At 65.6% G+C, this 12,243-nt stretch carries 7 protein-coding genes; 4 read left to right on the top strand and 3 right to left on the bottom strand.

Going from position 1 to position 12,243, the window contains the following annotated elements; genetic code table 11:
* Positions 1-9 precede the first annotated feature (9 nt).
* Positions 10-279, bottom strand: coding sequence for a type B 50S ribosomal protein L31 (locus G7007_RS04095; protein ID WP_181099156.1), 270 nt, complete (start codon positions 277-279; stop codon positions 10-12).
* 250 nt (positions 280-529) lie between these two features.
* Here G7007_RS04095 and G7007_RS04090 point away from each other — a divergent pair, with 250 nt between their 5' ends.
* Positions 530-3,652, top strand: coding sequence for a transglycosylase domain-containing protein (locus G7007_RS04090; RefSeq protein ID WP_181099149.1), 3,123 nt, complete (start codon positions 530-532; stop codon positions 3,650-3,652).
* A 12-nt stretch (positions 3,653-3,664) separates the two neighbouring features.
* Here the strand turns inward: G7007_RS04090 and G7007_RS04085 are convergent, their stop codons facing one another.
* The gene (locus tag G7007_RS04085) at positions 3,665-4,315 is read right to left on the bottom strand and encodes a Pr6Pr family membrane protein (RefSeq protein ID WP_181099148.1); all 651 of its coding nucleotides are present in this window, start codon (positions 4,313-4,315) and stop codon (positions 3,665-3,667) included.
* Entirely contained in the window at positions 4,315-4,536 is a 222-nt protein-coding gene (locus G7007_RS04080) for a VF530 family protein (protein WP_181099146.1), read from the bottom strand. Before G7007_RS04080 ends, G7007_RS04085 begins: the two co-directional genes overlap by 1 nt.
* Positions 4,537-4,720: 184 nt before the next feature.
* On the opposite strand from G7007_RS04080, the gene G7007_RS04075 reads away from it, so the two are divergent.
* The 3 genes from G7007_RS04075 to lon all read left to right on the top strand — a co-directional run bounded on the left by G7007_RS04075 (position 4,721) and on the right by lon (position 12,120).
* The gene (locus G7007_RS04075) at positions 4,721-6,727 is read left to right on the top strand and encodes a TonB-dependent receptor (RefSeq protein ID WP_181099144.1); all 2,007 of its coding nucleotides are present in this window, start codon (positions 4,721-4,723) and stop codon (positions 6,725-6,727) included.
* Positions 6,728-6,937: 210 nt separating this feature from the next.
* On the top strand, positions 6,938-9,343 hold the full coding sequence (locus G7007_RS04070; RefSeq protein ID WP_181099142.1) for a glucose/quinate/shikimate family membrane-bound PQQ-dependent dehydrogenase: 2,406 nt from the start codon (positions 6,938-6,940) through the stop codon (positions 9,341-9,343).
* 356 nt (positions 9,344-9,699) lie between these two features.
* The gene (gene lon / locus G7007_RS04065) at positions 9,700-12,120 is read left to right on the top strand and encodes an endopeptidase La (RefSeq protein WP_181099141.1); all 2,421 of its coding nucleotides are present in this window, start codon (positions 9,700-9,702) and stop codon (positions 12,118-12,120) included.
* Positions 12,121-12,243: the final 123 nt, after the last annotated feature.

The raw sequence follows: 12,243 nt of genomic DNA, 5'->3' as shown, positions 1-12,243 counted from the left end.
TAGACGCCTTCAACTGGCGGTCGAGGTCGTGCTGGAGAACCCCGCAAAACGCTTGTTGAACCCGGCCACACGGCCCTCGGCCTGGGTCTGACGCTGCTTGCCGGTGTAGACCGGGTGCGAGGCGCTGGAGACGTCGAGCGCGACATAGGGGTACGTCACACCGTCGGTGTGCTGTTGGGTCCGGTCGGTGTCCATGGTCGAGCCGATGACGAAGAACACGTCGGCCGCGGTGTCGTGGAACAGGACCGAGCGGTACGCAGGATGGATATCAGGTTTCATGGGGCTCACCTTGCTGAGTATTGATACTATATAACATACACAATGCATCCCTATCGTTCCAGCGCTCTTCGTTTTCAACGCACGCGCTCAGCGCTTCATCGCCGTTCTGTCAGCAAACGGGTACCCGAACGAGGCCTCTAGCATGGGCATCCAGGGACACTTCTGGCTTTTCACAAAATTTTCATCGAACTCCCCCACCGTCTACGCTTCAGACAGGCAGGCGAAAACAAGACGGGTTGAGCGAACGACTATGGGTGTGTTGTGGCAATCGGAACCAACCAGGGCGGATACCGGCGAGGCACGTCCTGACGCGGCCTCCCCGCCTCCGGCACCGCCGCGTCGTCGACGCCGGGTATGGCTGTGGTCGTTCGTGCTGGTGATGGGCGCAGGGCTGGTGATCGTAGGCCTGGCCGTGCATGACGAGGTCCAGACCTCGAAGCTGCAATCGCGCGCGTTCAGCCGCCTGGCTTCGACCCTGACCTACACGCTGCAACCGGGCCCCAGCGAGGCCATCGTCTATCCCGGAGAGGGGCCGTTCGACAAGCGCCTGGGCTACAGTGCCCTGGGCGAGTTCCTGCCGCGGCTGCTCAAGCGCGACTACCTGATCAGCCAGCAGGTGCGTTTTTCGCCGGCGCTGATGCGCTATGTCGATCACGGTCTGTTCGTACCCTACCGAGAGAAGAGCCAGGCTGGGCTGTCCATCACCGACTGCCGCGGCGACACGCTGTATCAGTACACCTACCCCCAGCACGTGTACCCCGATTACGCGGCCATTCCACCGCTGATGGTCAAGAGCCTGCTGTTCATCGAGAACCGCGACCTGCTGGACCCGAGCGATCCGCGCAGCAACCCGGCCGTGGACTGGCCTCGCTTCGCCAAGGCGGCCTATTCCCAGGTGGCCAAGTACCTGGCCCTGCCTGGGCAGTCGGCAGGCGGCAGCACCCTGGCGACGCAGCTCGAGAAGTACCGTCACTCGCCCGATGGCCTGACCGCCTCGGGCATGGAAAAACTCCGGCAGATGTTCTCGGCCAGCGTACGCGCCTACCAGGACGGCCCGGACACCACCGAAGCACGCCAGCGCATCGTGCGCGACTACCTCAACAGCGTCCCCCTGTCCGCGGTGCCGGGGCATGGCGAGGTGCATGGCATGGCTGAAGGGCTGCGGGTCTGGTACGGCGCCGACTTCGAGCAGGTCAACGCGACCTTGTCGTCCACCGCCCAGGATGCCGACAGCCTGGCGGCACGAGGCCTTGCGCTGCGCCAGGTGCTGTCGCTGATGATCGCGCAGCGCCGACCGTCGTACTACCTCTCCAAAGGACGCGTGGAGCTGGCCGAACTGGCCGATGCCCACATCCGCCTGCTGGCCGGCAGCGCCCTCATCGATCGGCCCCTGGCCGACGCCGCGCTGGCCAGCAAGGCCGTGTACCGCGACTGGGTCGCGCAGCCGACGATCCAGCCGATCGTCACCAACAAGGGCATCAGCCTGGCGCGCAACCGTCTGGCGGGCATGCTGGACCGCCCGTTGTACGACCTCGATCGCCTCGACCTGTCGGCCACCAGCACCTTGAAGGCCGACCTGCAATGGCAGGTCAGCCAGTACCTGCGCGACCTGGCCGATCCGGCCTTCGCCGAACGGGTCGGGCTGATCGGGCATCGTCTGCTCACCTCGCGCACCACCGACCAGGTGCGCTACAGCTTCACGCTGTTCGAGCGCACTGCCGACGGGTCGCGCGTACGGGTGCAGACCGACAGCACCGACCAGCCGTTCGACATCAACGAAGGTAGCAAGCTGGAGCTCGGCTCCACCGCCAAGCTGCGGGTCATGACCACCTACCTGGAAATCATCGCCGAGCTGCACGATGCCCATGCCGGCAAGCCGGTGGCCGAACTGCGCAAGGTCCCGGTGGCCGATCTGGACGCGCTCAGCCGCTGGTCGCTCGACTGGCTGATCCGCAATCAGAAGGACCAGAACCTGGCCGCCATGCTCGACGCCGCCCTGGAACGCAGGTATTCGGCAAGCCCAGGGGAAGCCTTCTTCACCGGCGGCGGCCTGCACCGCTTCAACAACTTCCGTTCCCAGGACAACGGCCGCAACCCGACGCTCAAGGAGGCCCTGCGCGAGTCGATCAACCTGCCGTTCATTCGCCTGATGCGCGATGTGGTGCGTTATGTGACCTATCAACAGCCCTACAACCGCGAGCCGCTGCTCAAAGACGACAGCGACCCGCGCCGCCAGGAGTACCTGGCGCGCTTCGCCGACCGCGAAGGCACGCACTACCTGATGCGGTTCTGGAAGAAGTACCAGCGCAAGACCTCGCAGCAACGCCTGGACACGTTCCTGGACGGCATGCGCGTGACGCCACAGCGGCTCGCGGCCGTGCACCGCTACTTGTTCCCCGAGGCGCGCCAGGCGACGTTCGACGCCTTCGTGCGCACGCACAGCCAAGACAATCGCGCCGCCCTGGCCAAGCTGACCGACGACCGCCTGGTCACGCTTTATGACAACTATGGACCCGGCAAGTACGACCTGCCCGATCAAGGCTACATCGCCAAGGTGCACCCACTGGACCTGTGGCTGCTGGGCTACCTGCTGAAGAACCCGGGCGCGTCGCAACGCGAGGCGATCAACGCCAGTCGCTTCGAGCGTCAGGAGGTCTATGGCTGGCTGTTCAAGAGCCGTCACCAGGGCGCTCGGGACAGCCGCATCCGTACCATGGTCGAGATCGAAGCCTTCCTCGACATCCACCAGCGCTGGAAGCGGGTCGGCTATCCCTTCGACCACCTGGTGCCGTCGCTGGCCACCGCCATCGGCAGTTCGGGTGACCGCCCCGCTGCACTGTCGGAGCTGATCGGGATCATCCAGAACGAGGGCGTGCGCCTACCGACCCTGCGCATCGACACCCTGCACTTCGCTGCCAACACGCCCTACGAGACGCAGCTGGTCAGCGACCCGGACCGTGGTCGCCGCATCCTGCCGGTTGAAGTGGCGCATGCCTTGCGCGACGCGCTGTCTCAGGTGGTGGATGCCGGGACCGCACGCCGGGTCTCGGGCAGCTTCAAGCTGCAGGACGGCTCGGCGCTGGTGATGGGCGGCAAGACCGGCACCGGCGACAACCGCATCGAGAGCTTCGGTGCCGGTGGCCGGCTGATCGGCTCACGCTCGCTGAACCGGACCGCCACGTTCGTGTTCTTCCTCGGCGATCACCACTTCGGCACCCTGACCGCCTTCGTGCCGGGCCGTGCAGCGGAGACCTTCACCTTCACCTCGGCCTTGCCGGTACAGGTCCTCAAGGGCATGGCGCCGATCCTGATGCCGTACCTGGAGCCAGGCGAGGCGACCCAGTGCGCTGCGCCGGCCGTGGCGGCGCGCTAGACGGGCGCGCTTCTAGTCGAGGCCGGGTGCTGCCGAACGACGCGCGCCCAGCCGACGATCGAGCCACAGCAGGAGCGTGCCGATGCCCAGAAAACTGGCGAGCACGGCGCTGGCGTTGAGCATCACCCGGGGGTAGCCGAGTGTCGCGACGTCGACGAACGGGTAGGGATAGACGCCGATTTCGTGCCCGCGCCACAGCACGAACAGAAAGTAGATCGCCGGATACAGGCACCCTGCGACCAGGTGCCAGGGCCGCAACGTCCCCTTGGGCACGACGCGCCACCAGTACAGGACGAACAGCACCGGCAGGATGTCGTGCAGCAGTTCGTCAGCCACCCACTGCCATCCCGTGGGCGTCCAGAGCTGGCGCAGCAGCAGGCTGTAGGTCAGCGCCACCAGCACGATGCTCGCCGCGATGCAGGTGCTGACGCCCGGTGACAGGAAGAAGCGACGCGCAGGGCCTGGGCGACCGAACGCGGCATGGCTCAACGTCGTGGCGACGAGGGTGTTGGTGAGCACGGTGAAATAGCTGAACACGCTGATCAGCCCACCCACCAGGCTGGCCTGCTGCTCCCAGCGCGCCAGCAACACCAGGTACACCTGCACCACCAGGCCGAACCAGCCCAGCCAGGCGCCGAGTGTCAGCCAGGGGTGTCGGGGCATCAGCGTGCCGTGCACAGGTCGACGTACAACTGCTCGACCTTTTCCCGTGCCCACGGCGTCTTGCGCAGGAACGTCAGGCTCGACTTCAGGCTGGGGTCGCTCTTGAAGCACCGAACATCGATGCGTTGAGCCAGGCCCTCCCACTGGTAGTGCTCGACCAGCGTGGTCAGGATCTGTGCCAGGGTCTTGCCGTGCAGTGCAGCGTGCTGAGCGGTGCCCATGCGTGTCTCCAATGAGTCAAAGCACGCCACGATACACCAGTCGATGCACACGTGAGGCAGTGCGGCATGGACACGTCGGAGAAAGCACGTTCGAGAACGCGGGCCTGTAACAATGTAACTAATTCTTACAAATAGGATGTTATAGTGTAACGGAACGTTCACTTTTCCAGGATTGCTCCCTTCCATGTCCGCTTCCCCTTTGCGCCTGTCGCCCCTTGCCGCTGCACTGTGCATGATGTCGTTGTCCGCCCAGGCGATCGAACTCGCTCCTCAGGTCATCACGGCCAACCCCTTGGGCAATCACCCACTGGCAAGCCCCAGTACCGTGCTCGACGGTGAGGACTTGACCCGACAGCAGCATGGCAGCCTCGGCGAAACGCTCAACCGCCAGCCCGGCATTGCCTCCACCTGGTTCGGGCCTGGCGCCAGTCGTCCGGTCATTCGCGGCCTCGACGGCGACCGCATTCGCCTCTTGCGCAACGGCGTGGGCGCCCTGGACGCCTCGTCGCTGTCCTACGACCATGCCGTGCCGCTGGACCCGAACACGGTCGAGCGCATCGAGGTGGTACGCGGGCCGGCGGCCTTGCTGTATGGCGGCAGCGCCATCGGCGGCGTGATCAACACCTTCGACAATCGCATTCCCGACGCCCCCATCGAGGGCATCCAGGGCTCGGGCGAACTGCGCTACGGCGGCGCCGGCACGACCCGCAGCCGCGCGGGCAAACTGGAAGCTGGGGATGGCACCTTCGCGTTGCACATCGATGCCAACAGCCGTCAGTTCGATGACCTGCGCATTCCCGGCCATGCCCGCAGCGCCCACGTGCGCACCGACGAAGTCCCCGGCAGTCGGCACCGGCTGGACAACAGCGATGGGCGGCAGGACGGCGGGGCCGTCGGCGGGGCCTACCACTGGGACCATGGCTACGCCGGGCTGTCCTACAGTCGCTACGACGGCAACTACGGCTCGGTAGCCGAGCCCGGTGTGCGCCTGGACATGGAACAGGACCACTACGCCTTCGCCTCGGAACTCCGCGACCTCGAAGGCGTGTTCAGCTCGGTCAAGTTCGATGCCGGCTACACCGACTACCAGCACCGCGAGATCGAAGACGGTGAGGTCAACACCACCTTCAAGAACAAGGGCTACGAGGCCCGTGTCGAGGCACGGCACCGACCGTTCGGTCCGGTGGAAGGCGTGATCGGCGCGCAGGTCGCACGCAGCGAGTTCTCCGCGCTGGGCGAAGAAGCCTTCGTGCCGCATACCGACACCGACACCGCCGCGCTCTTTCTGCTCGAACAGTGGAAAGCGACCGAACGCCTGGACCTGAGCCTCGGCGCGCGCCTGGAACACACACGGGTCGACCCGGACGCCCAAGGCAACGACACCTTCGCCGCGCTCGACACGGCCAGCCGCTTCACCACGGGCAGCCTGTCCTCGGGCGCGGTCTATCAGCTCGACCCGGTCTGGTCGCTGGCCGCCAACCTGGCCTACACCGAGCGCGCACCGACCTTCTACGAGCTGTACGCCAACGGTGCGCACGTGGCCACCGGCGCCTATGAACTCGGCGATGCCGACCTGGGCAAGGAGCGCGCCGTCTCGGCCGACCTGGCGCTGCGCTTCGACAATGGCACCCATGTGGGCAGTGTGGGCGTTTTCTACAGCCACTTTGGCAACTACATCGGGCTGATCGGCACGGGCAACCTGCGCGAGGGGGAGGACGATGAAGACCTGCCTGAATATGCGTATGAAGGCGTGCGTGCGCGCTTCTATGGTGTCGAGGCGCAGGATCGCTGGCAGTTGCTGGAAAACCGCTACGGCCGCTTCGCCCTGGAACTCTCCGGCGACTATACGCGCGCGCAGAACCTCGACACCGACGAGCCGCTGCCACGCATCGCGCCGCTTCGCGTGAACAGCGGCCTGCTCTGGTCGCTGGACCGCTGGCAGGCGCGGGTCGACGTGCAGCATGCCGCCGCCCAGCATCGCACGCCGGCCAACGACACCTCGACCGACGGCTACACCACGCTCGGCGCCAGCCTCGGGTACCGGTTCGAGGTCGGCCAGAGTCAGTGGCTGGCCTTCGTGCGGGGTGAGAACCTCACCGACCAGACCGTACGCTACGCCAGCTCGATCCTGCGTGACATCGCGCCGGCCCCCGGCCGCAGCGTCGAGGTCGGTCTGCGCACCTCGTTCTGACGCCTTTCCCCTGCGCCGGAATACCTGACATTCCGGCGTCCTTCTCCCCTCGACTGGCCCTTCCTTACATCCGCTGCTAGCGTCATGACAAGGAACAATTTGTTTAAATTGGTTGCCAGAAACGAAACAGGCTGTAGGCTTGCCCACCTTTCGTTTCACCCATTCCTTTCAACGTCATGCCCACCCCCGGGCCGATGGAGACAATCGACGATGAGCACTGCGAGTGCCAAACCTGAAACCCTATGGCTACCGCGCCTGCTAGGCGTGCTGCTGCTACTGATGGGCCTGGCCCTGGTGGCGGGCGGCCTGACCCTCGTCCAGCTGGACGGGTCGCTGTATTACCTGCTGGGGGGCGCCGGTCTGGCGCTCTCGGGCATCCTGCTGTTGGCCCGCCGCCGTCTCGGCCTGGGCCTGTATGGCGTGTTCCTGCTGGCCAGTACCGTCTGGGCGCTGTGGGAAGTGGGCCTGGACTGGTGGCAACTGGTGCCGCGCCTGTCGCTCTGGTTCGTGTTCGGCGTGCTGCTGTTGCTGCCGTGGGCACGTCGCCCACTGGTCGGCTCCTCGGCCAAGGCCAACGTGGCCGTGCTCAGCGTGGCGGTCATCGCCTCCGGTGCATCGGCAATCGGTAGCCAGTTCACCCACCCTGGCGAGATCCAGGGCGAGCTGGGCCGCGACACCAGCGAGATGGCCAGCGCCGCGCCGTCGATGCCCGAGGGCGACTGGCAGGCCTATGGCCGGACCGAACATGGCGATCGCTACTCGCCACTGCGCCAGATCACGCCGCAGAACGTGTCCCGCCTGGAAGAAGCCTGGCGCATCCGCACCGGCGACATGCCGCGTGACGACGATCCGGTGGAGATCACCAACGAGAACACCCCGCTGAAGGTCAACGGCAAGCTGTATGCCTGCACCGCGCATAGCCAGGTGCTGGCGCTGGACCCGGACACCGGCAAGGAACTCTGGCGCTACGACCCGCACCTCAAGAGCCCGGTCGGCTTCAAGGGCTTCGCCCACATGACCTGCCGTGGCGTCTCCTACTACGACGAGAACAACTACGTCAGCCGTGATGGCAGCCCGGCCCCGCAGATCTCTGCCGCAGGTCAGGACGTCGCACGTGCCTGTCCTCGCCGCCTGTACCTGCCGACCGCCGACGCGCGTCTGATCGCCCTCAACGCCGACACCGGCAAGGTCTGCGAAGGCTTCGCCAACCAGGGCGTGGTCGACCTCAAGCAAGGCATCGGTCCGTTCACCCCGGGTGGGTACTACTCCACCTCGCCGGTTGCCATCACCCGTAACCTGGTGATCATCGGCGGCCACGTCACCGACAACGAGTCGACCGACGAGCCATCGGGCGTGATTCGTGCCTATGACGTGCACGACGGCCACTTGGTCTGGAACTGGGACAGCAACAACCCGGACGACACCAGCCCGCTGCCCGCCGGCCAGACCTACAGCCGCAACTCGGCGAACATGTGGTCCTTGGCCAGCGTCGACGAGACCCTGGGCATGGTCTACCTGCCCCTGGGCAATCAGATGCCCGACCAGTGGGGCGGCGACCGTACCCCGGGCGCCGAGCGCTTCAGCGCCGGCATCGTCGCGCTGAACCTGGCCGACGGCAAAGTTCGCTGGAACTACCAGTTCACGCACCACGACCTGTGGGACATGGACGTGGGCAGCCAGCCGACGCTGGTGCACCTGAAGACCGACGACGGCATCAAGCCGGCGATCATCGCACCGACCAAGCAGGGCAGCCTGTATGTGCTCGACCGCCGCGACGGTACGCCGATCGTGCCGATTCGCGAGATCCCCGTGCCGCAAGGCGCTGTCGAGGGTGATCACACCGCACCGACCCAGGCCCGTTCAGACCTGAACCTGCTGGGCCCTGAGCTGAACGAACGCGCGATGTGGGGTGCCACCCCGTTCGACCAGATGTTGTGCCGGATCCAGTTCCGCCAGCTGCGCTACGAAGGCCAGTACACCCCGCCGTCCGAGCAGGGCTCGCTGGTCTACCCAGGCAACGTTGGGGTGTTCAACTGGGGCGGTGTGTCGGTCGATCCGGTGCGCCAGCTGCTGTTCACCTCGCCGAACTACATGGCCTTCGTCTCCAAGATGGTGCCACGTGACAAGGTCGAAGCCGGTAGCCATCGCGAAAGCGAGACCAGCGGCGTGCAGCCCAACACCGGCGCACCGTATGCGGTGATCATGCACCCGTTCCTGTCGCCGTTCGGCCTGCCCTGCCAGGCACCGGCCTGGGGCTATGTGGCCGCCATCGACCTGTTCACCCACAAAGTGGTCTGGAAGCACAAGAACGGCACCACCCGTGACAGCACCCCGGTGCCGATCGGACTGCCGGTCGGCGTGCCGAGCATGGGCGGCTCGATCGTCACCGCCGGTGGCGTGGCGTTCCTCAGCGGCACGCTGGACCAGTACCTGCGCGCCTATGACGTGAACAACGGCAAAGAGCTGTGGAAAGGCCGTCTGCCAGCAGGCGGCCAGGCCACCCCGATGACCTACACCGGCAAGGACGGCGCGCAGTACGTGCTGATCACCGCCGGCGGCCACGGATCGCTGGGTACGCGCATGGGCGACTATATCATCGCCTACAAGCTGCGCTGAAACCTTCGAGGGCGGGCCGCACGGCTCGCTCTTCGCACGATCGCGCGCCGTTCGGGAGTCGGGTGCACGCTTGCACCCGCCTCGTCGACTGGATGACCTCCATCGCTGGCAAGCCAGCTCCCACCCCGGGCCAAGTCTTCTTCTGAAAACGCCCTAACCCCAAGCCGATTCGCGTTCCGAGCGTGCATTGTCGGCCCTGCCTGTGGGAGCTGGCTTGCCAGCGATGAGGCCTGCGCCGACGCCGAGGAAAAGTGCAGACCACAGGCTGACGGTCATTCACCTCCCGACGTGGCGAAACTTGAAACCCACCCCCGATCCCCCCATCTAAGCACCATAGCCATTCACGCAGGTGCCCCATGAGCGACCAGCAGGACTACCCGGATCATCCCGAAGAACACGAAGTCGAACACATTGATGCCCAGGACGTCTCGGGGCAGCACCTGGCCCTGCCCGGCCAGCAGTTGCCGGACAAGGTCTATGTGATTCCGATCCACAATCGTCCGTTCTTCCCCGCGCAAGTGCTGCCGGTCATCGTCAACGAAGAGCCCTGGGCCGAAACGCTCGACCTGGTCGCCAAGACGCCGCACCACTCGCTGGCATTGTTCTTCATGGACACGCCGCCGGAAGATCATCGCCACTTCGACACCTCCGCGCTCCCCGAGTACGGCACCCTGGTCAAGGTGCACCACGCCAGCCGCGAGAACGGCAAGCTGCAGTTCGTCGCCCAGGGCCTGACCCGCGTGCGCATCCGCACCTGGCTCAAGCACCACCGTCCGCCCTATCTGGTGGAGGTCGAATACCCACGCCAGTTGTCCGAGCCGACCGACGAGATCAAGGCCTACGGCATGGCCCTGATCAACGCGATCAAGGAGCTGCTGCCGCTCAACCCGCTCTACAGCGAAGAGCTGAAGAACTACCTCAACCGCTTCAGCCCCAACGACCCTTCCCCGCTGACCGACTTCGCCGCCGCCCTGACCTCGGCCACCGGCCTGCAACTGCAGGAAGTGCTCGACTGCGTGCCGATGCTCAAGCGCATGGAGAAAGTCCTGCCGATGCTGCGCAAGGAGGTCGAGGTCGCGCACCTGCAGAACGAGATCTCCGCCGAGGTCAACCGGCAGATCGGCGAGCACCAGCGCCAGTTCTTCCTCAAGGAGCAGCTCAAGGTCATCCAGCAGGAGCTGGGCCTGACCAAGGACGACCGCAGCGCCGACCTCGAGCAGTTCGAGCAGCGCCTGGAAGGCAAGACCCTGCCGCCGGCCGCGCAGAAGCGCATCGACGAAGAGATGGGCAAGCTCGCCATTCTCGAGACCGGCTCGCCGGAGTACGCCGTCACCCGCAACTACCTGGACTGGGCCACCGCGTTGCCGTGGGGGGTGTACGGCAAGGACAAGCTGGACCTCAAGCACGCGCGCAAGGTGCTCGACCAGCACCATGCCGGGCTGAACGACATCAAGGACCGCATCCTCGAGTTCCTCGCCGTCGGCGCCTGGAAAGGCGAGATCAGCGGCTCCATCGTGCTACTGGTCGGCCCGCCGGGCGTGGGCAAGACCAGCATCGGCAAGTCCATCGCCGAGTCCCTGGGCCGACCGTTCTACCGGTTCAGCGTCGGCGGCATGCGCGACGAGGCCGAGATCAAGGGGCACCGGCGTACCTACATCGGTGCCCAGCCGGGCAAGCTGGTGCAGGCGCTGAAGGACGTCGAAGTGATGAACCCGGTCATCATGCTCGACGAGATCGACAAGATGGGCCAGAGCTACCAGGGCGACCCAGCCTCGGCCCTGCTCGAGACCCTCGATCCGGAGCAGAACGTCGACTTTCTCGACCATTACCTGGACCTGCGCCTGGACCTGTCCAAGGTGCTGTTCGTCTGCACGGCCAACACCCTCGACTCGATCCCCGGTCCGCTGCTCGACCGCATGGAAGTGATACGCCTGTCCGGCTACATCACCGAAGAGAAGCTGGCCATCGCCAAGCGTCACCTGTGGCCCAAGCAACTGGCCAAGGCCGGCGTCGCCAAGTCCAGCCTGAGCATCAGCGACAGTGCCTTGCGCCTGGTGATCGACGGCTATGCCCGCGAGGCCGGCGTGCGCCAGCTCGAGAAGCAGCTGGGCAAGCTGGTGCGCAAGGCCGTGCTCAAACTGCTGGAAGACCCCAAGGCCAAGCTGAAGATCGGTCCGAAGGACCTGGAAGCCGCGCTCGGCATCCCGGTGTTCCGCAGCGAGCAGGTGCTGGAAGGCAAGGGCGTGATCACCGGCCTGGCCTGGACCAGCATGGGCGGGGCTACCCTGCCGATCGAAGCCAACCGGGTGCACACCCTCAACCGCGGCTTCAAGTTGACCGGCAAGCTCGGCGACGTGATGAAGGAGTCGGCCGAAATCGCCTACAGCTATGTCAGCTCGAACCTCACGCAGTTCGGCGGCGATCCGGCGTTCTTCGACGAGGCGTTCATTCACCTGCACGTACCGGAAGGCGCGACGCCCAAGGACGGCCCGAGCGCGGGCATCACCATGGCCAGCGCGCTGTTGTCGCTGGCCCGTGACCAGGCGCCCAAGCGCGGCGTGGCCATGACCGGCGAACTGACCCTGACCGGGCAGGTACTGCCGATCGGCGGCGTGCGCGAGAAGGTCATCGCGGCCCGTCGGCAGAAGCTCTTCGAGCTGATCCTGCCGGACGCCAACCGCGGGGATTTCGAAGAGCTGCCGGATTACCTGCGCGAAGGCCTGACCGTGCATTTCGCCAAGCGCTACGGTGATGTGGCCAAAGTGTTGTTTGCCTGAGTGAAGCTGCGAGCTACAAGCTACAAGCTACAAGCTACAAGCCGACACCGTTCAGCTTGAGGCTTGAAGCTTGTGGCTCCAAGCTCCCCCCAACCGATGCACGGCAAGGGCGCTTCGGCTAGA

The sequence above is a fragment of the Pseudomonas entomophila genome (assembly GCF_013523125.1).
GTDB classification, from domain to species: Bacteria; Pseudomonadota; Gammaproteobacteria; order Pseudomonadales; family Pseudomonadaceae; genus Aquipseudomonas; species Aquipseudomonas entomophila_B.
The sequence above is the reverse complement of the archived record's forward strand: the minus strand, read 5'-3'. Positions and strand labels throughout refer to the sequence as shown.